A 21,141-nucleotide genomic window follows, 5' to 3' on the forward strand; every position below is an offset into this window, starting at 1 on the left:
TTCCCACTTTGGTGGGACATGCACATGAAAACAAAAATCACAGGACACGATTTAATCGCTTTAGGGTACAGACAAGGTAAGTGGATGAAGGAGGCCATTGCTCATATCAATGACAATGCCTTAGAAGGTGAAGCTTTAACCACCTATTTGGAGCAGTTTAAGTCACCAGATCCAATAGCATTGCATCATAAGCCTATTGAATTTTCCATCAATATAAAAGCAGAGAATGAACTTGAAGAAGACAATGTCTCTAAAGTCATTAACTCTATGCAAACCTTGATGAAAACACCAACTTTGGTCGATGGTGCTATCATGCCAGATGCCTGTCCTACAGGTCCTGACGGTACCATTCCTGTTGGTGGCGTGGCTGTGGCCCAAAGTGCCATTCACCCGGGTATGCATAGTTCGGATATCTGCTGTTCGGTAATGCTGACCGATTTTGGGAAAGCAGATCCTAAAGCTATTTTAGACGCTGCGCACGCCAATACACATTTTGGACCAGGTGGTCGTGATAGAAATTCGCAATTTAGATTTCCAAAGGCTTTATTAGAAGCATTTGAAGACAATGTTTTATTGAATGATAAGGAGATGGTGAAAATTGCAAGATCACATCTAGGAACTCAGGGTGATGGTAACCACTTCTTATTTGTTGGACGATCTAAAAAGACAGGAAATACGATGATGGTGACCCATCATGGGTCGAGAGGTCCAGGTGCCAGATTGTATAAGAAAGGCATGCAGATTGCGGAACGTTTTAGACGTGATTTATCACCTGATACAAAAAAGCAAAATGCATGGATTCCTTTTGATACTGAAGAAGGACAACAGTACTGGAGTGCTTTGCAGACCATGAGACAATGGACCAAAACCAATCATGAAGTGATTCATAATGCGGTAGCAGAGACTTTAGATATCGAGATAGAAGATAGATATTGGAACGAACATAACTTTGTCTTTAGGGATGGGGATTTGTTTTACCATGCTAAAGGCGCAACGCCATTAGACCCTAAGTTTATGCCAGACATTATGGGGCCGCGATTGATTCCTTTAAATATGGCTGAACCCGTGTTAATTGTTGAGGGTGCTACAACCAAAACCAATTTAGGGTTTGCACCACATGGTGCGGGTAGAAATGTAAGTAGAACCCAACATAGAAATAGTAAGACAGGGAGTGTCATGCAGATTTTTAAAGAAGAAACACGTGGATTAGACGTTAGATTTTTCTCTAAGGAAATTGATATTACCGAGTTACCATCCGCTTATAAAAACGCCAAAGCCGTTAGGGCACAGATGGAAGACTATGGTTTAGGGCAAGTGATTGATGAGGTGATGCCATATGGTTGTATTATGGCGGGAGATTGGCAGAAAAATGCGCCTTGGAAAATCCGTAGAGAGAAGAGAAGACGCCATAGAAGATAATTGATAGGTGTTGGAGCAAGTTTAGTTTGATAAGTTTTAATATTGATTTGTCATGCTGAACTTGTTTCAGCATCTCATTATATTTAAATTATGAAAAGGTCTTACCATAATTACTGGGTTTACATATTAACCAATAAACCAAATGGAACGCTTTACATTGGAGTTACTGGTGGTATTGATGATAGAATGGAAAGACATATTAAAAATGAAGGCAGCAAGTTTACTTCAAAATATAAACTTAAAATTCTGGTTTACTATGAAGAGTTTAAATATATAAATGAGGCCATTGCAAGAGAAAAGCAGTTAAAAAATTGGCACAGACAGTGGAAAATAAATTTAATTGAAAAAGAGAACCCTAATTGGGAAAATCTTTGGAAACCATTAGACCCTGAAACAACACTTCGACTGCGCTCAGTGTGACAATTCAGTGTGACAAGGAGAAAGTAAACTGACTTTGGTTGGTCTGCTTTTCAAACAACATTACAAATGGAAAATCAATATGTGAGATACCCTTCTGGAATATCAGAAGAAAAGCTTTCAAAACGTTTGGGGCTATATTGGGATAAAGATATTCAGGATTGGGAATTGATAGTTTCAGATTCTGGTCGAATAAGAGACTTTATTAAAGTCTATCAAAACGAATTAGATAACGATGACGACAAATTTACTTTAATGGCGTTAATCGTATCCTCTTTTGATGATATTGCTCCTAATTTTGATAAGGACAATTCTCAACTTTGGGATGTCTGTAAAACTATTTTAAAAAAAGAATGTTACTTACACTATGCTACAATAGTTTATTGGTGTTTACTAGAAAATGAGCCAGGCAATGTATTTCCAATATCGTTATTAATGAGAGATGTGTGGGAAGAGGTGAAATATAACTTTATATAATCTAGTAAAATGTCCAATAACAGAAACCGAGGAAAAAACAGTAATGACGATACGCTTTTTGGCTCTGAAGAGAATCAACTAAAGCTAAAAGAAGCCGTTTCTGACATGCATTACTTGCTCTCCAGAGGTTATGCTGAAAAATCATCCCTACAATTGGTGGGGAATAGGCATCGACTCAATGTAAGACAGCAACAGGCGGTGCAAGGGATGAGTGCCTCAAGGCAACAAGTCGAACATCGGCAGTCGACTTATATTCCTTTTGACAATATTGCCACAGCACCTATAATTATTGATGGCTTTAATCTATTGATCATCTTAGAAAGTGCACTTTCTGGAGCTTATCTGTTTAAAGGCTTAGATCAGGCCTATCGTGATTTGTCGGGTGTTCATGGCACCTACAAGCGTGTGCAGCAAACCGAGACCGCTTTGCTACGCGTTGGGAATCTTCTAAAAGATAACCCAGTTACTTGGATCTTTGATCAGCCAGTCTCTAATAGTGGACGACTTAAAACCATGCTCAGGGAACTAGCCGAACAGCATGGTTTTGATTGGACTATCATTCTAGATCATAACCCAGACAAGCTTTTGGCTGAAAGTGAGGCCATCGTTGTGAGTTCTGACGCTTGGATTTTGGATCGGGCTAAACACTGGTTAAATCTTGGCGCTTATATCATAGAACATGATATAAAAGCAACCACTATTGTTTCGGCCAGATAACCTAATGAAACAAAAAACCGCAATGGAAGCCATCGCGGTTTTTCTCTCATAATTAAAAACCCTACTTTTTAACCAATTCAAAACTAAAATTTACTTTAACGTCGTTTGACAACTTTTTGGCAACGATTTTTGGGATATCAATATCAAAATCAGAAGCCAATACTGTAAAACTCCCCAATAACATAATCTTATCCCTTACCGATGTTATGGTTAATGGAATATCCATTAATTCCTTAGTAACGCCATGAAAGGTCAAGGACCCATTAACCGTGGTGGCGTTATCCGTTTTACTCAAATAATCTAAACTAAAATCTTTTATTTTTCCTTTAAAGGTAGCCTTGGGATACTGATCGGATTCGGCATAATTTTCATTAAAATGCTCTTCCATTAAGGCATTTTTAAATCTAAACCCTTTGACCAAAGCCAAAGCGGCAAATTCACCATTCGCTGTATTTAATATAGCAGTTACAGATTGGTTTTTGGCAGCGACTTCCTCAAACGAAGGTACCGAGGCTTCAAAGGTCAATACCCCTGTTTTGGTTAAGTATTTGTTTTGTCCTATTGCACTTATACTAACAAATAGGAGTGTTATAAATGTGATTTTCATGTCGTTATTTTTAATTTCAATTTTTTAGTTTAATGGCTATAATAGCAGAGCATTATTCTGCCAAAAGCCCATTATGGGTTTAGTTTTCCAATAGACCTTCTTCTTGCCACTGAATAACTAGGTCTATTAAGTTTTGAGGTAAACGCGGTCCACCTAATGGCATCACAAAACCAATATCGGTCGTAGATATGCGCGCAATAAGGTCTCTGTTTTCGACAGCGTCCCTTACATTTTCAAATGTTGTTAAAGGCATTGGCGCTCCATTTACAGGCGGATTACTATGGCATAGAATACAATTAGTGTCAATAATTGCTTTTATGTTATCATCGTAAGTCACAACGTCTTCAATGATAATGTCTTCCGTTAAATCATCTTCGTTGTTATACGAGCAACTAGCAAAACATGCAATAACTAAAAAGTAGATGAGGTATTTCGATTTCATAATTTTAACTTTTAGAATACACGACTTAGATTAAAACCAAAATAGATGTTGCCATCACTCCAGTCTCCTGTGGCTTGCCCTAAAAACCCATTGGTGTTCATAGCTTGAGCATTTGTGAAGTGCATTTGGAACACATGTCCCCCAGTTTCTAGATCAAAACCAATAGATAATGGATTCTTAAAAGGTGAACCTGCAGCCCGGTTTAAATGCCAACCATAATCCATGTTTATAGACCAGCGTTTACCGAGTTTTTGCCGTCCACCAAAACCTATGGCATATTGTGAGTTGTGCTGCTCGCCGTAAGCCACAAAATTGTCATGAAAGAATGTTGGGGCGACTTCCAATGACAATTTTGAACTTACTTTTTTGGAAATAAGCAGTTGTGCTGTATATCCAAGGCGATCCCTAAATTCCAATTTTGGTAAATTTTCTTTTTCTAATGCGGTGTTTACTAATATTGAATTATAGGCAACTATAGTGAATGGAAATCCATTGTCCTTTTGTCTGACTAGTCTGTATTTTGCTGAGGCCTCATATATTTTCTGAAAAGAACTTCGAGATACACCAATATTTATCGCATCCGTAATACCATAAACAAAGTTGATTCTGGTTACGGCATCGTCAAGTCCAAAAAAGGTATCAAATCCGTTTTCTATGCTCCCAAACCTATGGGCGACAATGAGTGTTAATTCCTTTTTAGCAACAAGTTTGGTAGATTCAAAATTGACGATTTTTAAGCCTTTAAATGCTGCTGTAGCATATTGCTCTCCAACAGAATCTGTGTCAATCTCGCTTAACAGATCGTCTTCCTGAGCACTTAAAATTAGGCATACAAATAGCATTAGAAATAGTTGTATATATCTCATTTCTTTAAAAATTATTAGATGTCGTGGTATTTATTCTCTTATACTAGAGCAGCTGTTTATTGCTTTATAAACCGTTTGGTTTCTTCACCATTATCTGAAGAAATCTTCACTAAATAGAGACCGTTATTCCAAGTAGAAACATCAATTTTAGACACTTCACTAAGCGATATGGATTGTACTAGAACTTGCTTGCCAAGCATGTCGTAGACTTGTAATGTTCCGTTTGAGTTTTGGCCTTGTAACTGAATATTTAGAGTAGTATTTGATGGATTGGGGTAGAGCTCAAATCGATTTTGTTGCTCAAAACTATTGATACTCAAGGTGCTCCAAAAAGCGACGCCGTCTTGTGAACCGTTTCCGGTATACTCAAAAGGAGGCGCTACATTTATAAAAGTACCGCTATCCCATATGCCTTTGGCCACTGCCACGGACTCTCTCTGATGATTAGCACTTCCCCATTGTATATAGTCTTCCATAGCCGTTGCAGACCCAAAACTATTAGTGTTATACAATCCGAATTCACCGTCGGCCACAGCAAAGTTTATGGAGCTACTGATATTAATTTCCTCGCCTGGTGCTAGGCTTGTAGTAGTGGTCATAGAACTTACCTGTGCATAAGCTGGGAAATTGCAAAACCAATAGTTAGAGATAGGCACCGTTGTAGAACTATAATTTTTAAGTGAAACTGAGTTTGTGGCTGGGTCTAGCTTAGAGATTCTAACACTTCGGAATGTAATCCATTGGTCAGCGCCGTTTTGAGACCCTGTTCCGCTGTAGGCAAAAGGTGGTGCTAAATCAATAAACGTATTTGCGACCCAAATCCCTTTGGCTACAGCTACAGATTCTCTTTGATGATTGGCACTTCCCCATTGCATGTAATCTTCCATAGCAGCAGATGATCCAAAACTGTTAGTGTTGTAAAGTCCAAACTCACCATCTGCTACTGCAAAATTTATGGAACTGGCAATATTTACCTCTTCGCCTGGATCTAAACTCGCTACAGAAGTCATAGAACTTACCTGCGCATAAGCCGGGAAATTACAAAACCAGTATCCTGAAATTGGAACGTTGGACGTGCCATAGTTTTTGAGTGTTACAGAATTAGACGCTGGATCCAATTTTGCAATTCTCACTTGGGCATTTAGACTGCTCAAACAAATTAAAGCTAATGCTAATAATGCGGTTGTTTTTAATTGGTAATTCTTTTTCATGATGTTTTATAGTTTTTGATGTTATTTTTGGTTAGTAATAATACATTGGTCGAGTTTTACCTGTTCTAATAAGTCATCGTACCCAATAACTCGCCCTTTTATTTTAACGTTATCGTTTTTGTCTAGCGCTGTTTCTATCTGCTCAGAGAATTGGCAAAATACCTTGTCATCAATGGTAATAGTATTGGTATTTATGTCTGAAATTAGTCCGCTAACTTCAATGGTTTTATTTAAGAACTTTTGTTCTGCCGTTATTGAATTATCAGCGAATAGTTCTGAGATTTCTGAAGATAACACAGTAAATTCAGCTGTTTCACGCTCAATATCCCTATGATCTTGATAGATATAGTTGTAGCCAATAATCACAGCAATTATTAAGACAATTAAAAAGCCAATCCATTTACGCATAGTTCTAAAATTTAGTTGCAGCCATTTATATATTGTAACCTGTCGTCGTTGCCGACGATGAGATTTATTTCGGTATCATCACTACAGTTTTTAATTTCCTGTAGTATCCAATTATTGTTGCATAATGGCAATGCAGGTACATCAATGATTATTTCTAAATTATTTCCTGTCCCACTCGCTGTCCAAGTGCCGAATACTGTTGTTGTATTCCAGAACACGGACATGGTACCATCAGAAAAGAAATTAAAATCGTAACCCTCATAAGCATCATCATAATCTGTAGCATCGCGCTTTAATCGGTTGACATTCCAGTCCGTGCAATCAATTAAAAGGGCTTCTATTTCTGAAGTTGTACAGTTATCACAATCATCATCACTAAAATCATAATCATCATCTTCATCACACAGGTTAATCGCATTTATGATAGCGGTTTCAAGCTCATTAAAGTTGTTGATATTGGTTTCAGAATTGTCTGCGCGAATTACAGTAATAGGAAAGTCAATAGTGACAATGGTATTCTCATTGATATTCTGGACAAAATCAAAGAGTTGATTGTCATTTTCAAGAATTATGGTTTCTAACAACTCATTATCAGGATTAAAAATTGGTGCTTCAATAGGATACTGAAAATCGACACACTCAATATCATCATCTTCAATATTTTCACCATTACAGGTATTGGCGATATCATTAAACTCTGTTAAGCTGTTGATAAGGACTTCTGAAAAATCCGCCAAAACAATGGTGATTGGAAAATCAATGCTTAAAGTATCGGTATCAGAATCCGACGCATCAAACACACATTCAATTACAGCATAATCCTCTTGAGAAGTTACGGTTATTTCTACGCCATTAACGTTAACCGTATATGGAAAAGCAACATCAAAACAATTGGCTTTATCTACAATATTATCAAGTGAACCGTCATTGGACGTTGTTCGTTCTATTAAGTCAGCGATATTAGAATTAGGACTTAAGACTTCATCTTCAGGGGTCTCAATCAATTCCGTTTCTTCTTCCCGACAAGATGAGAAAACGATAGTGCTAATAATAAATAATAAAATTGCTGTTTTTAGTTTCATGATGGCTATTTTTTTAGTGCCATTTAATATATAACAACTCACTTTTAAAAACTACTGAAACTTTTTTAAAAAAAATATTTCAATACCTTTATCAAAACGATTGACTCTTGCCTAAAAACCTAACTGAGAATATCTGTGAAGAAGTTGTATTTGAGCGTATTTATAATAAATACTCAGATGATGTGCATAATTTTTTATATTACAAATACGGTGCACAATTTAATCCTAGGGATAAGGCTCAGGAGGCCTTCATAAAATTATGGGATAATTGCAAGCAGATTACTTTCACCAAAGCCAAATCATTCCTATTTACTGTAGCTAATAATATGATGTTGAATGAAATTAAACATCAGAAGGTCGTTTTAAATCATCAGAAGACTAAGGCCAAGCATTACACTAACGAAACGCCAGAATTTATTTTGGAGCAAGACCAATATTTAGAGAAGTATAACAAGGTGCTGTCTGGCTTAAAGGAAGAACAGCGCGTGGCCTTTTTATTAAATAAGGTCGAAGGGAAAAAGCATAGTGAAATAGCTGATATGCTAGGAGTGACACAAAAGGTTGTGGAGTACAGAGTTTATAGTGCTTTTAATATTTTGAAAAAAGAACTTGAAAATTTTAAAATAAAATAATCAGGAGAAATACCACTTAAGTTGTTTTATAATTAAGGAGATAGTTTATGGCAGAAGATGATTTATTAAAAAAATGGTTAAATGACGAACTTACAGATGCTGAGAAAGAGGCGTTTCGTAAGCGGGAAGACTATGCTTTAAACCAAGAGATTATAGAGAAGGCCAAACACTTTAAGGCCTCTCAATTTTCGAGGGTTGATGATTTTGAAAGCTTTAAAAGCAAGTATCAAGAAAGCAGGACATCAAAGTCTACCAACTGGATAAAACCATTGTTAAGAATTGCTGCTGTTATCGTAGTTTCTTTAGGTATTTATGCTACATTTTTTAATAATGACTTAGTGGAAGAACGAACCTTGGCAAGTGAGAAAACTAGTATTAGTTTGCCAGATTTATCCCAAGTTACGTTAAATGCAGAAACCCAAATTACTTATAATGCGGACGATTGGAGCTCTAAGAGGCAACTCAACTTAAAAGGCGAAGCTTATTTTAAGGTCGCCAAGGGGAAGACGTTCGATGTCATTACTGAAAAAGGAACAGTAACTGTTGTAGGTACTGAATTTAATGTAAAGGCAAGAGTCAATTATTTTGAGGTCATTTGCTACGAAGGTATTGTAAAAGTGTCTTCAGATTCTATTACGAGGCAGCTATTGGCTGGTGATACGTATCGGATTATGAATGATGTGTTTAGTGAAGATAAAACCAATGCTGTTGCACCACAGTGGACCAATAATAGAAGTCGCTTCAAGTCGGTTCCGTTAAAAGAAGTTATCCATGAGTTAGAACGTCAGTTTAATATTAAAGTTACCTTCAAAGATGTCAATACAGCGCGTTTATTCACAGGTAGTTTTTCGCATAGTCATCTCGAAAATGCGCTCGCTGCCATCACCCAACCTATGAATTTAAATTACAACATTAGTTCATCCAACCAAGTGCTAATTCATGGCAAAACAGATTAAGCGGTATAGTATCGCATTACTTTTTAGTTTCATGTTTTCATTTCAGGCACAATCACAAGAAACTGGGAACAAAAAACCACTGTCTGAAATTCTGAGTACTATAGAGAAGCGTTTTAACATTCAGTTTAATTATGCTGAGGATGTAATTTCCAACATTATCATAACGGTGCCATCCGAATCTTTATCCCTAGAAGAAACCCTTAATTATTTGGAGTTAGAAACTGAGCTTTTATTTAGGATTACAGAAGATAATATGGTTTTGGTTATTACCGATGATTCTCAAATTAGCTTACAGCAATTGTCAGAAGTCATGGTATCTGGCTATATTGTTAAAGGGATTAATAAGTTAAGTAATGGATCGTTCGAAATCGATGTTTCTGACTTTGATATCCTTCCGGGTTTAATCGATACAGATGTCCTGCAGGCCGTACAGGCCTTTCCGGGAATTCAAAGCATCAATGAAACCGTTTCAAACATCAATATAAGAGGAGGCTCTCATGACCAAAATTTAATACTTTGGGACAATATTAAAATGTACCAATCGGGACATTTTTTCGGATTGATTTCGATGTTTAATCCTCAGATTACACAACGTGTTTCTTTAACTAAAAATGGTTCAGCAACAGAATTCACAGATGGCGTTTCTGGGACCATTTCCATGGAAACTGAAAAGGATATTAATAAAACGTTTAATGGGAATATTGGCCTGGACTTTATTGATGCAAACGGTTTTGTAGATGTACCAATTGGTGAAAAATCATCTTTGCAGGTTGCTGCCAGAACCTCAATAAGTGATTTTACCGAAACCCCTACTTATAACAACTTTTTTGAACGTATTTCTCAGGACACAGAAGTAGAGAGTAACACCATGAGCATTGTAAATTCGGATAAAGCTTTTGACTTTTATGATGCTTCTTTACGATGGATTTATCAAATCAATGATAATGAAGAACTGCGTGTTAATTTTATAAATGTCGCCAACGAACTGGTATTTAATGAAAGTACAACGACTAATGCCTTTGAAGATTCAAGGGAAAGTAGTTTAACTCAAAATAGTATTGCAGGAGCCATTGCATACTCTAGAATTTGGAGCGATAAATGGCAAACGATTTTTGAAGGCTATGAAACAGATTATAAGTTAAAATCCATAAATGCCAATATTTTGGATGCGCAACGATTTTTGCAAGAAAACAAAGTATCGGAAACGAGTTTAAAACTAAAAGCTAATTATAGAATCAATAGCAGATTGCAGCTACTTAGCGGGTATCATTTTGTTGAGACCGAGGTGACCAACCTCGATGATGTAGATGTACCTCGTTTTAGACTGTTGGTTTCTGAAGTGGTGCGCACCCATGGCGTTTTTTCACAAATATCCTTTAGGTCTAAAGATAGAAATACGAGGATGTCATCAGGATTGCGATACAATTACATTGATAAATTTAGTAAGCATCTTTTAGAACCTAGATTGAGTTTTTACCATAAATTTTTGAATTATTTTTCTTTGGAAGTCTTGGGTGAATTTAAACATCAAAATACCTCCCAGGTTATTAATTTTCAAAACGATTTTTTGGGAATTGAAAAGCGGAGATGGCAGTTATCTAACGATAGCGATATTCCCGTTATACGAAGTCGCCAAGTATCGATGGGTTTATCGTATAATAAAAGTGGATGGTTGATTAGTGCAGAAGGCTATTACAAAAAAATAAAAGGGATAACGACCCAAAGTCAAGGATTTCAGAATCAATACGAGTTTGCAAGGACAAGCGGATCCAATGAGGTTAAAGGGATAGACTTTATAATCAGAAAACGTTTAAAAAACTTCAATTCATGGCTGAGCTACTCTTATATGAATAGCGATTATGCGTTTGAGGATTTACCAGAGACCAACTTTCCCAGTAATTTTGATATCACACATTCTATGAACTTTGGTATTAATTATACTTCGGATAGACTAAAAGTTTCAACTGGACTAAATTGGAATTCTGGTAGACCGGTAACACGACCTGTTGAAGGTAACGAAATAGTTGATGGGGACATCAATTATGAAGCAACAAATGCTTCCGAACTTAGAGATTATTTTAGAGTAGACATTTCTGCTTTGTACGATTTTAAAATTGGTGCTAAAACGAATGCCAACATAGGGCTTTCGGTATGGAATCTTTTAGATCGGGATAATGTTATCAATAGCTTTTATCGTATTAATAATGCCACGGTAACAGAAGTAGAACAGGGTTCGCTGGGTATAACACCGAATATGGTATTTAGGGTTAATTTTTAAGTTCAAAAGAAAATCTCTTGTGCTAAGCGAAAGGTGTTGGCATGAGCATTGACGATTGTTTTAATGTCTGGGGAATAGCCTCCTCCCATGCTACACATTACAGGGATGTCGGCATTTTTACAAGTTTGTAGCACAAAGCGGTCGCGTTCTTTACAGCCTTCTATAGTCATGCCCAGTTTTCCTAATTTATCGGAGGAAATGACATCGACACCACACAAATAATAAATAAAATCGGGTTGTTGCGCATTGATGAGTTTTGGTAGGGTCTTCTTTAGAATATTAAGGTAAGTTTTGTCTGTGGTATCATTCTCTAAGGGAATATCTAAATCACTTTTTTCTTTTTTAAAGGGATAGTTACTCTTGCCATGCATGGAAAAGGTAAATACAGAGGGGTCATTTTGAAAAATTTCGGCCGTCCCATTACCTTGATGTACATCTAAATCTACAATAAGTAGTTTTTTGGCTAAACCGTTATTTTGAAGATAACGGGTGCCGATGGCTTGGTCATTCAATAAACAAAAAGCTTCTCCGCGATTGGTATAGGCATGATGCGTGCCTCCAGCAATATTCATAGCAATACCATATTTTAGAGCAAATTCAGAGGCCTTCATGGTGCCATCGGCGATGATTACCTCACGCTCTACTAAAACTTCACTCAAAGGAAACCCTATTTTACGAGCAGCACGCTGATCTAAGGTAATATTCACCAAATCGTAATAATATTCGGGTTCATGAACGGCTAATACGTATTTGTCATTGGGCTTTTCTGGTTCAAAAAAATTAGTAGCCGTACAAGTACCTTCGTGACGCAGTTGTTGTGGTAATAGCTCGTACTTCTCCATCGGAAAACGATGGCCTTCTGGAAGCGGATGTTTATAAATAGGATGGTATGCTATTTTGAGCATTTAATTTAAGAAAAGGATATACTTATGCGATCCACGATACAAAAATATCCAATATTGCTAGACAAAAGCTCATATTTTTTATAATTAAAAATATGAGCTTTGCGTAAGAGTGTAGTTTCTAGATAGCGTAAATAGCTATTCTTATGTTTCGTTAGATGATGTGATCTAATTCGTAGCTATTGATTTTTCTTCAAAAATAAATGCACCATTATTGGCAATACCTTCAATAAATAAGGTGATTGGGACTTCTGGTTTTTCAATTTTTAAAGACACAAAGCCATTGGCATCCACTTTAAGATTTGGTCTCCAGTCTATGGTGCCATAATGCTTATAAAAATCATCATTATAATACCTGTATTTTGGTGTATAGAACTTTTTTTGCTCACTAAAGGTCAATGGAAACTCGTAAGCTCTTGATTTTTTACCCAAAAAGCGAGGATGATCAGGGCTTTTGGTGTAAATTTTTATAACGCCTTGTTGCGGTAAAAAGCCACCACCGAGATTGCCTCCGCCAAAATTGAATCTTTCACCAATACCAAATCTATTAATTACAATGTAATCGATATTACCCATAAGGAATCGCGTTAGCGGCGTGGTATCAAATAATAACATGTCATCTAAGACGAATACCGCACTACCTCCACCATTGGTGTTAGGAAATCGCGCTCTAAGTCCCTGAAAGTCATCACCTACAATTAAGCCTTGCTGTGCTAAAAAGTTACTTAAAAATGTATATGAATTTTCTACACTTTGATCAACCACATAGACTCTGCCGTTTGTTCTCGTACTTAATTCGTTTCGTCGTTGCATTGTGGGGCTAAGTCGTGATTTTACAATGACTTCTTCCAACATTTCAATGTTTCTTGAGGGTTTAATCATCACATTGCCGTCCATAGTCATTGGAGCTTCTTCCTTAGCCGTGTTTTCATCATAAGGCATCCCTTGGTCAGTATTGCGCAATGATGGGATATTACTAGGAAAGAACTGTAAATACAAAGAAGCTGGTCGAAGCCTTTTTCTATTATTATTAATGATGTTCGACATTTTCAGTGTATTATCCTCTTCAGGGAATAGGTTTTCTAACCAGTAATTGGTTTTGCCTTTTTCTGACTCTGAAACCTTGAAATGATCATTTCTATCTAAATAATACATGACGTAGTTGGGCTCTCCATTATCATTAAGCTCTTTCGAGGTAAAGTTGGCCTTGACGCTAATACCTTTTTCAAACGGATAAGCATAGGTGTTCGAATTATTAAAGATATTGTTCCAGTCATAGCTACTCCAGCCTTGAGTGATAAGCAGGTTGTCGAGTTCCAATTTTTTGTCTTCGTTGACTTCTGTAAAGTAATACCGCGCCTGTTCTATATATCCTTTAACATAGGGCTGAAGTAAGGTTTGCGATATTATGTTTTGATGACTGTTGTAAGATTTTGTGTCTTGCGGCAATACCGATACACTTAAATTATTAAACTCATAGGGAGCAATATCCTTATAATTAAACTTCAATTTAATAGAATCCTTTTGCTGCTGCACAACAACATTTCGAGATTTTAATATATCTAAGCCTTGGTAATTGAAAAACAAGCGTTCAACGATTGGCTGATTGGTTTCATTAAATAATGTAAAAACATTCATGCCAGATGGAAGTGCGCTTAATTCAAAGGCCTTTATCACTGTCGTTTCAGAATCAAATACAACATCGATAACGTCAATTTTTTTTCCGTTGTGTATGGCCAAGGAATAGGGTTTCGTTTTTATTTGTGCCAAACTTTCGGCATTTGTGACCAAGGCTACAATGGCCTTGTTTCTATGCTTTACTACAGATAGGGTTACACCAATAGGCTCCACAGTTTCATTGAGTCTAAAGTTGTACGCTTTATCCAAATGATTAATTTTAATAGTGTAGTTATTATTGGATTTGGCTTTTAGCAAAAATCGGCCGATACCAAGATGGTTGACTTGAAACTCGGTGATGAGCTGGTTGTTTTTGTCAAAAACTTGGCCTTTAGCCTCAGGAATACCAAGGCCATTGTAATCTTTAATGACAACACCGACACTATTGACTACATTATTTAGAAGATGACCTCCTTCGGGCAAGAATTGGGCATCTATACCGTCTGACATCACTACTGATTTCACAGACTGATTAGCGTTTGGATCAATCACTTTTATGGATTCTATGTGATAACCCCGTTCATTAAAATTACGCATCCAATTCGTGTAAGCCTTAAATGTGTATTGCCCTGAAGAAAAGGTAGAATCTAGTGGGAAGACATTTGATGCCACACCATTCTCAACCTTTAATAGTGCTTTTTTAATGCTTTTTTTGTTTCCGTCTTCAATCGTTACATAGAGATTCGACGTGTACTTGGACGGTTTTTTACTTTGTTTGTCAAATACATAAGCCGTAAAACCAATATCTTCTCCTTTAATGTAAGTGGATTTGTTGAGATGGACATACACCACTTCCCGTGGCGCTTCGGTGTAATCTTCGTAGGCACTGTAAATTTTAGAATCTTCCTGAGCATTGAGGAGGAACAAATTGCACAGTAAAACAACGAAAATAATTTTTGGATTGCGAAAAATAAAATGTGTATTCATAGCGATGGATTTTTCTTTAAGATACAAAAAAGCCATGCTATATCTAAGGACTTTAACTTTAGTTTAAGTCAAAAGTCCTCTCCTCAAAAACAAAAGCGCCATCATTAGCAATACCTTCAATAAATAAAGTAATAGGGACTTTTGGTTTTGCGATTTTTATGGTTGCAATTCCATTTGGGTCAACCGATAGATTAGGTTTCCAATCGACAACGCCATAGTGTTTATAGAAATCATCATCATTATATCTATATTTTGGGGCATAGTAGGTTTTTTGCTTGCTAAATGTTAAAGGAAAGGCATAGGGCTTAGAGGTTTTTCCTGAAGTGCGGAATGGACTTGAATATTTGGTATATATTTTAATCACACCCGCAGGACTGCGCATACCATCACCCAGACCAAATCTATTGATCTCTATATAGTCTACATTAGATAGAAATAGTTCCTCAATTCGAGAAAAATCTATAACAAGTATATCATTTAGATAATAATTGACCCCTGCAATTACAGTTTCTGCCAAAAAAGGATCTGTTATGAGCTCTGCAGTAGCAACGCCAGCGACTCCTGTAGACGTCGTATTTGGGCCGCTCGTACTTCTTCGAAGGTTCCAAGCATGAAATTTCAGATAGTTTAATAGGGTCACATATGAGTTTTCATCCGCTTCACTAACCACCCTTATTTTGCTAAATTTTTGATTACCCAATTTGCTTTGACGTTCTCTTCTTTTGAGGGATGAACTGGCTTTTACAATGACTTCACCCAATCGTTGTTCGCCGTCTAAGGGTTCAATCATTACATTACTATAGCTGTTCATATTTTCTAAATCTTCACTTGTACTTGGGGCTGTTATTAAATCAGAAACGGAGGGAGTGCTCATGCGCAATTTCGGAATTTTTCGGGGGAAAAATTGAAGATAGAGTTGCGCAGGTCTTAGCACATTCTTGCTTGTAATTTCTGATAACTTAATGGTGTAATTTTCCTCAGGGAATAAACGTTTTATGACATAACTCTTTTGATCTACATTGGCTTCCGCTACTAAAAAGCCTTCGTCGTTGAAATGGTACATGATATTATTAGGACGCCCTTTATCGTTAAGGTTATTGGCAGAATAGTTAGCTTTTATTATAATGCCCTTCTCAAAATTATAAGACAGCTCAGGAGCCCCCTTAAATATCATTCCCCAATCATAGCTGCTCCAGCCTTGAGTAATGAGAAGATTATCGAGTTCGAATTTTTTTCTTTCATCGATATCAGTAAAATAATATTTAGCATTTTGGATATGGCCCTTGACATATGGCTGTAAATAGTTATAACTAATGATACTATGCGCACTTTGGTATGACTTGGTCTCTTTAGGTAGTATGGAAGCGCTTAAATGATGCGACATACTCGAGTCAATAGCTTTAAATTTAAGCCTAATGGCAATAGAGTCTCTTGATTTGGTAAGCTTTGTTTCAGTGTCGGATTGTATAGTTGATAAGCCCTGATAATTAAATATTAAGCGTTCGGCAAGGGGCTGATTATTTTCATTAAAAAGTGTCAGTATATGAATCCCAGGGTCACTGTCGAGTTCAATAATCTTTGTCACAACGGGTTGATCATTAAAATAAATGTCCATCAGATCCGCGGTATTACCATTATGCAATACCAAGGAATAGCGCTTGTCCTTAATTGTTTCTAAAGTACTGGCATTGGTAACCGCCGAAACAAAAAATTTATTCCTTAGGCGTTTAACTGACAGTATAATGCCCTTTTTCTGGATGTTTAAGTCTTGATTAAGGACAATAACGGTGTCGTACCCGTCTAGTCTTACCCGATAGTTTTGATTGGCATCCGCAACCATAGCAAATCGTCCAATACCCAATAGGTTGGTTTTAAAAGCGGTAATAATAGTACCATTTTTATCGATGACCTCACCCTTAGCGTAAGGGATGCCACGTCCCTTTTTGTCTTTTATAACCACGCCTATCGTATTTTCTACACCATGCAATACATGACCACTCTCTGGTAAAAATTGAGCATCAATATTACTTTCTATGGCGTTTACGACAGGTTTCGCTACAATTTGATCCTTAATTATTATAGGCGACGTAAAATAATTGTGCTCATTAAAATTATTCATCCAGTTGGTATAGGCCTTAATATGGTAATTGCCTTTGGAGAATAGGGAATCTATTTCAAACGTATTCGAGGCCACCCCATCTTGTACTTCTATGAGTTTTTGTTTTATGATGTTTTGCGTGGCGTCTTCTAAAGTAACATATAGATTAGAGGTTACTACTGAAGGCTTTTTGTCATTTTTATCCAAGACATAGGCCGTAAAACCTAGGGTCTCACCGATGATGTAGGTCGATTTATTTAGGTGTAAATACACCACTTCACGAGGGGCTTCAGTATAGTCTTCATAAGCTTCTAAAATATCCAGTTCTTCTTGGGACGACATGGAAAGACTAAAAAGTAAAAGGAAACAAAACCTAATTTTGGTAAGAAAAGGTATAAAAGATGTATGCATAGTTGTTGGTATTCACTATAAAAATATTGAAAAACCCGGCAATAAAGAAGAACTTTAATACGAGTTTAATATATTAATCCTACGTTTCTAAGGAATTTGCTATCATTATTTCGTATGAAGCATACTTGTTTGAAATTTCCTTTATAATTTTTAAAGCGGTGTTAATTCTGTTTCTTTCACTATAGGTCGCGCCTAATCTACCAAAGAAAAGACTGATGACACCTATAAAAAAGTTAGATTTCGTCTCAAGCGCATCGATATCTAAAGACGGAATAGTTTTGATATAGTTCAATATGAACTCCTCCTTGATATGCTGAAGCAAATAGCTTTTTAGGCTTTCGTTGAATTGGGCAAATGCTTCTATTTCTGGCGTATTGCCACCAGTACGGATAAGGCGTTCTGCTTGGGCCTGTATATCTTTGATCTGCCTGAGTATTGAAGGCGCTGACACTAACTAATCTTTAAGCCATTAGCAACGCCGTCTATACTTGGATTTACAAAGACTAAGTTACCGCCTTCATCTTCGGTCATTAAGATCATACCCTGACTTTCGACGCCTCTCAACTTACGCGGTGCTAAATTCACTAGTACCGTCACGCGTTTACCGATGACCTCCTCGGGTTTAAAGCTTTCGGCAATTCCGGAAACTATAGTTCTGGTATCTATACCCGTATCAACTTTTAAAACCAAGAGCTTTTTTGTCTTGGGCATTTTTTCGGCTTCGAGTATGGTACCAACTCTGATATCTAATTTTGTAAAGTCATCGAAGGTAATCTCTGCTTTTTGAGGCTCAACACTTTTCTTGGCCGCTTCATTGGCTTTTTTGTTAGCCACCAGTTTATCGAGTTGCTTTTGGATCTCAGAATCTTCAATTTTCGAAAAGAGCAATTCGGGTTTTCCAGATTGTATAGCATGCCCTGAAGGTAAAAGTGTATCTTTTATGGCGATGTCACTCCAACTATTGGCTTCAGACTTTAAAATACCTTTTAACTTGTTAGATGTAAATGGTAAAAACGGCTCAGATAACACAGCTAAGGCCGAAGCTATTTGCAAAGCGATAAACATTACGGTCTTGGTACGGTCTTCATCCGTTTTAATAGTTTTCCAAGGTTCCTCATCCGCCAAGTACTTATTGCCAAGCCGAGCCAAATTCATTAATTCTTGGCTGCCTTCCCTAAAACGATAGCGTTCTATAGAACTCGAGATTACAGCAGGATAAGCTTTTAATGCAGCTAGGGTATCTTTATCTACATTATTGTAATCTGAGGGTTTTGGAACAATACCATCATAGTATTTGTTGGTTAAAACCACCACACGATTAATGAAGTTCCCAAAAATGGCGACAAGTTCATTATTATTTCTGGCCTGAAAGTCTTTCCAGGTAAAATCGTTATCCTTTGTTTCTGGGGCATTTGCCGTTAAAGCATAGCGTAAGACATCTTGTTGATTGGGAAAATCTACGAGATACTCTGGTAACCAAACGGCCCAATTTTTAGAAGTCGATAATTTATTGCTCTCCAAATTTAAAAACTCATTAGCTGGGACATTTTCTGGTAAAATATATGAGCCTTCCGCCTTTAGCATGGATGGGAAAATAATACAGTGGAACACAATATTATCCTTACCGATGAAGTGTACGAGTTTAGTGTCCTTATCTTTCCAATAATCCTCCCAGTTTTTACCTTCGCGCTCGGCCCATTCCTTTGTTGAAGAGATGTACCCGATTGGCGCATCAAACCAAACGTAAAGTACTTTGCCTTCCCCACCTTCTACTGGTACAGGAATTCCCCAGTCCAAATCTCTCGTCACAGCTCTTGGGCGTAAGCCATCGTCAATCCACGATTTGACCTGCCCATACACATTAGGCTTCCAGTCTTTCTTGTGGCCTTTTAGAATCCATTCTTTTAAAAACTCCTCGTGTTTATTTAAGGGTAAAAACCAATGTTTGGTTTTCTTTAAGGTCGGGGTATTGCCTGTAATTGCGGATTTAGGATTAATTAAATCCGTCGCATTATGGCTTGTACCACAGTTTTCACATTGGTCTCCATAAGCTTCTTCATAACCGCATTTAGGGCAGGTGCCGATAACAAAACGATCTGCCAGAAATTGATTGGCTTCGGCATCGTATAATTGCTCCGAGACTTCCTCCACAAATTCGTTTTTGTTGTATAAAGTTTTAAAAAATTCAGATGCGGTATCGTGATGAATCTTCGCAGAGGTACGTGAGTAATTGTCAAACGAAATACCAAAATCTTCAAAGGACTCCTTAATAATGGCATGATATTTATCTACAATATCCTGTGGGCTGACGCCCTCTTTTTTTGCTTTTAAGGTTATAGGAACTCCATGTTCGTCACTTCCACAGATAAACGCCACATCATTACCCGTTAATCGCAAATATCTCGCATAAATATCGGCAGGTACATAAACACCAGCCAAGTGGCCAATATGAATGGGGCCATTGGTGTATGGTAAAGCCGCTGTAATGGTATATCGTTTAGACATGATTTCAATATTTTGAAAGCTACAAAAGTACATAATATAACAACAGTTCTAAAAAAAATGTACATTTACAAAAAGCAGTTTTCATGATTTTGAGAAGTCTAGTTTTACTTATAATCCTTACAATTAATTTTGGGTTAAATCATCAGCTCTATGCTCAAAATGAAAATGATAATTCTTCCAAAATGATAACAGATTTGATTCAACCACCATATCTAAAAGCAGGAGATACTGTAGCCATCGTCGCACCTTCTGGAATTCTGAAAAACCGAGAGCGCGAAGTGCAACAGGCCAAGGATTTGCTAAAAAGCTGGGGTTTGTATGCTATAGTAGGTAAGCACGTGTTTAGTAAGGCGAATCATTTTGCAGGTACGGACGATGAACGCTGCGAGGATCTTCAAGGGGCTATGGATGATCCTAAAATTAGTGCTATTTGGTGTGCAAGAGGAGGTTACGGAACCGTGAGAATTTTAGATAAATTGGATTATACCAAATTCAAGGAAAATCCGAAATGGATCATAGGCTATAGTGATATTACCGCTTTGCACAATCAGTTGCACAACCAAGGTTTTGAATCTTTACATGCGCTGATGTGCGTGAGTTTGACTAAAGATTTAAGTGAGGTCGAAACCTCTGTAGAGACATTTAAGTCAGCTTTATTTGGTAAACCTACAGGTTATACATTAGAAGGTACTACTTATAATAGAGTGGGTGAGGCTTCTGGTCAACTCGTAGGAGGGAATCTCACAATGCTACACACCATGTTAGGCTCTAAAGAGAGTATAGATACCTCAGGAAAAATATTATTTATAGAAGAGATTGGGGAGTATAAATACCATATAGACCGTATGCTACAAAGCATGAAGCGCGCTGGCTATTTCAATGATTTGAAAGGTTTGATCGTTGGTGATATGACCAAACTAAGAAAAAATACGACCCTTTGGGGGACTTCAGTAGAACAGCTTATTCTAGATGCCCTATCTGAATACGACTTCCCGATTGCCTTTAATATGCGAGCTGGGCATGAAAAGGATAATAGAGCTTTAGTTTTGGGCAGAACTATAAAACTCGAGGTTGGTAAGACCGCATCTTCAATCATTTTTACCGAATAA

The 21,141-nt window shown here is 37.1% G+C and carries 19 protein-coding genes; 8 read left to right on the forward strand and 11 right to left on the reverse strand.

The features are described from left to right. The first annotated feature begins 18 nt into the window (after window positions 1-18). From ACO052_RS04780 to ACO052_RS04795, 4 genes are all read left to right on the forward strand, one after another. Entirely contained in the window at window positions 19-1,419 is a 1,401-nt protein-coding gene (locus tag ACO052_RS04780; RefSeq protein ID WP_422108044.1) for an RtcB family protein, read from the forward strand. A 90-nt stretch (window positions 1,420-1,509) separates the two neighbouring features. Next, window positions 1,510-1,839: a GIY-YIG nuclease family protein gene (locus ACO052_RS04785; protein WP_422106857.1), complete on the forward strand. Its 330-nt coding sequence runs from the start codon at window positions 1,510-1,512 to the stop codon at window positions 1,837-1,839. A gap of 66 nt (window positions 1,840-1,905) precedes the next feature. Next, window positions 1,906-2,313, forward strand: a complete 408-nt coding sequence (locus tag ACO052_RS04790) for a hypothetical protein (protein WP_422106858.1) — start codon at window positions 1,906-1,908, stop codon at window positions 2,311-2,313. Between the two features lie 9 nt (window positions 2,314-2,322). Continuing rightward, a complete protein-coding gene (locus tag ACO052_RS04795) occupies window positions 2,323-3,030 on the forward strand; it encodes a DUF434 domain-containing protein (protein ID WP_422106859.1) in 708 nt (235 codons plus the stop codon). Window positions 3,031-3,091: 61 nt separating this feature from the next. On the opposite strand, the gene ACO052_RS04800 is transcribed toward ACO052_RS04795, so the two are convergent. The 6 genes from ACO052_RS04800 to ACO052_RS04825 all read right to left on the reverse strand — a co-directional run bounded on the left by ACO052_RS04800 (window position 3,092) and on the right by ACO052_RS04825 (window position 7,646). Next, on the reverse strand, window positions 3,092-3,637 hold the full coding sequence (locus ACO052_RS04800) for a YceI family protein (protein WP_422106860.1): 546 nt from the start codon (window positions 3,635-3,637) through the stop codon (window positions 3,092-3,094). Window positions 3,638-3,716: 79 nt separating this feature from the next. Further along, the gene (locus tag ACO052_RS04805; RefSeq protein WP_422106861.1) at window positions 3,717-4,079 is read right to left on the reverse strand and encodes a hypothetical protein; all 363 of its coding nucleotides are present in this window, start codon (window positions 4,077-4,079) and stop codon (window positions 3,717-3,719) included. Window positions 4,080-4,090: 11 nt separating this feature from the next. Beyond that, on the reverse strand, window positions 4,091-4,945 hold the full coding sequence (locus ACO052_RS04810; RefSeq protein WP_422106862.1) for a DUF5777 family beta-barrel protein: 855 nt from the start codon (window positions 4,943-4,945) through the stop codon (window positions 4,091-4,093). A 56-nt stretch (window positions 4,946-5,001) separates the two neighbouring features. Continuing rightward, complete coding sequence (locus ACO052_RS04815) at window positions 5,002-6,156, reverse strand: T9SS type A sorting domain-containing protein (protein WP_422106863.1); 1,155 nt, start codon at window positions 6,154-6,156, stop codon at window positions 5,002-5,004. Between the two features lie 21 nt (window positions 6,157-6,177). Continuing rightward, entirely contained in the window at window positions 6,178-6,564 is a 387-nt protein-coding gene (locus tag ACO052_RS04820; RefSeq protein WP_422106864.1) for an OB-fold protein, read from the reverse strand. 11 nt (window positions 6,565-6,575) lie between these two features. Next, the gene (locus ACO052_RS04825; protein WP_422106865.1) at window positions 6,576-7,646 is read right to left on the reverse strand and encodes a hypothetical protein; all 1,071 of its coding nucleotides are present in this window, start codon (window positions 7,644-7,646) and stop codon (window positions 6,576-6,578) included. Window positions 7,647-7,753: 107 nt separating this feature from the next. Here ACO052_RS04825 and ACO052_RS04830 point away from each other — a divergent pair, with 107 nt between their 5' ends. From ACO052_RS04830 to ACO052_RS04840, 3 genes are read left to right on the forward strand one after another with little or no spacing between them, the layout of a single operon-like run. After that, the gene (locus tag ACO052_RS04830) at window positions 7,754-8,278 is read left to right on the forward strand and encodes an RNA polymerase sigma factor (RefSeq protein ID WP_422106866.1); all 525 of its coding nucleotides are present in this window, start codon (window positions 7,754-7,756) and stop codon (window positions 8,276-8,278) included. Window positions 8,279-8,325: 47 nt separating this feature from the next. After that, window positions 8,326-9,234, forward strand: a complete 909-nt coding sequence (locus ACO052_RS04835; protein ID WP_422106867.1) for a FecR family protein — start codon at window positions 8,326-8,328, stop codon at window positions 9,232-9,234. After that, window positions 9,218-11,512: a TonB-dependent receptor plug domain-containing protein gene (locus tag ACO052_RS04840; protein ID WP_422106868.1), complete on the forward strand. Its 2,295-nt coding sequence runs from the start codon at window positions 9,218-9,220 to the stop codon at window positions 11,510-11,512. The genes ACO052_RS04835 and ACO052_RS04840 overlap by 17 nt, the downstream gene beginning before the upstream one ends. Window positions 11,513-11,514: 2 nt before the next feature. On the opposite strand, the gene ACO052_RS04845 is transcribed toward ACO052_RS04840, so the two are convergent. The 5 genes from ACO052_RS04845 to metG all read right to left on the reverse strand — a co-directional run bounded on the left by ACO052_RS04845 (window position 11,515) and on the right by metG (window position 20,032). After that, window positions 11,515-12,417: a histone deacetylase gene (locus ACO052_RS04845; protein ID WP_422106869.1), complete on the reverse strand. Its 903-nt coding sequence runs from the start codon at window positions 12,415-12,417 to the stop codon at window positions 11,515-11,517. A gap of 165 nt (window positions 12,418-12,582) precedes the next feature. Then, entirely contained in the window at window positions 12,583-15,018 is a 2,436-nt protein-coding gene (locus ACO052_RS04850) for a hypothetical protein (protein WP_422106870.1), read from the reverse strand. A 58-nt stretch (window positions 15,019-15,076) separates the two neighbouring features. Further along, window positions 15,077-17,458, reverse strand: coding sequence for a hypothetical protein (locus ACO052_RS04855; protein WP_422106871.1), 2,382 nt, complete (start codon window positions 17,456-17,458; stop codon window positions 15,077-15,079). 148 nt (window positions 17,459-17,606) lie between these two features. Beyond that, a complete protein-coding gene (locus ACO052_RS04860) occupies window positions 17,607-17,978 on the reverse strand; it encodes a hypothetical protein (RefSeq protein ID WP_422106872.1) in 372 nt (123 codons plus the stop codon). After that, complete coding sequence (gene metG, locus ACO052_RS04865; RefSeq protein ID WP_422106873.1) at window positions 17,978-20,032, reverse strand: methionine--tRNA ligase; 2,055 nt, start codon at window positions 20,030-20,032, stop codon at window positions 17,978-17,980. Before metG ends, ACO052_RS04860 begins: the two co-directional genes overlap by 1 nt. 182 nt (window positions 20,033-20,214) lie before the next feature. On the opposite strand from metG, the gene ACO052_RS04870 reads away from it, so the two are divergent. Next, on the forward strand, window positions 20,215-21,141 hold the full coding sequence (locus ACO052_RS04870) for a S66 peptidase family protein (protein WP_422106874.1): 927 nt from the start codon (window positions 20,215-20,217) through the stop codon (window positions 21,139-21,141).

It is taken from the genome of Winogradskyella sp. (assembly GCF_965228925.1).
Lineage (GTDB): Bacteria > Bacteroidota > Bacteroidia > Flavobacteriales > Flavobacteriaceae > Winogradskyella.

Excerpts from the sequence above, each read along its gene's own strand:
- ACO052_RS04785 (WP_422106857.1), top strand. The coding sequence starts at position 1,510 with ATGAAAAGGTCTTACCATAATTACTGGGTTTACATATTAACCAATAAA.
- ACO052_RS04790 (WP_422106858.1), top strand. The coding sequence starts at position 1,906 with ATGGAAAATCAATATGTGAGATACCCTTCTGGAATATCAGAAGAAAAG.
- ACO052_RS04855 (WP_422106871.1), bottom strand. The coding sequence starts at position 17,458 with ATGTCGTCCCAAGAAGAACTGGATATTTTAGAAGCTTATGAAGACTAT.
- ACO052_RS04815 (WP_422106863.1), bottom strand. The coding sequence starts at position 6,156 with ATGAAAAAGAATTACCAATTAAAAACAACCGCATTATTAGCATTAGCT.
- ACO052_RS04795 (WP_422106859.1), top strand. The coding sequence starts at position 2,323 with ATGTCCAATAACAGAAACCGAGGAAAAAACAGTAATGACGATACGCTT.
- ACO052_RS04850 (WP_422106870.1), bottom strand. The coding sequence starts at position 15,018 with ATGAATACACATTTTATTTTTCGCAATCCAAAAATTATTTTCGTTGTT.
- ACO052_RS04840 (WP_422106868.1), top strand. The coding sequence starts at position 9,218 with ATGGCAAAACAGATTAAGCGGTATAGTATCGCATTACTTTTTAGTTTC.
- metG (WP_422106873.1), bottom strand. The coding sequence starts at position 20,032 with ATGTCTAAACGATATACCATTACAGCGGCTTTACCATACACCAATGGC.
- ACO052_RS04870 (WP_422106874.1), top strand. The coding sequence starts at position 20,215 with ATGATAACAGATTTGATTCAACCACCATATCTAAAAGCAGGAGATACT.
- ACO052_RS04820 (WP_422106864.1), bottom strand. The coding sequence starts at position 6,564 with ATGCGTAAATGGATTGGCTTTTTAATTGTCTTAATAATTGCTGTGATT.
- ACO052_RS04810 (WP_422106862.1), bottom strand. The coding sequence starts at position 4,945 with ATGAGATATATACAACTATTTCTAATGCTATTTGTATGCCTAATTTTA.
- ACO052_RS04780 (WP_422108044.1), top strand. The coding sequence starts at position 19 with ATGCACATGAAAACAAAAATCACAGGACACGATTTAATCGCTTTAGGG.
- ACO052_RS04845 (WP_422106869.1), bottom strand. The coding sequence starts at position 12,417 with ATGCTCAAAATAGCATACCATCCTATTTATAAACATCCGCTTCCAGAA.
- ACO052_RS04805 (WP_422106861.1), bottom strand. The coding sequence starts at position 4,079 with ATGAAATCGAAATACCTCATCTACTTTTTAGTTATTGCATGTTTTGCT.
- ACO052_RS04835 (WP_422106867.1), top strand. The coding sequence starts at position 8,326 with ATGGCAGAAGATGATTTATTAAAAAAATGGTTAAATGACGAACTTACA.
- ACO052_RS04800 (WP_422106860.1), bottom strand. The coding sequence starts at position 3,637 with ATGAAAATCACATTTATAACACTCCTATTTGTTAGTATAAGTGCAATA.
- ACO052_RS04825 (WP_422106865.1), bottom strand. The coding sequence starts at position 7,646 with ATGAAACTAAAAACAGCAATTTTATTATTTATTATTAGCACTATCGTT.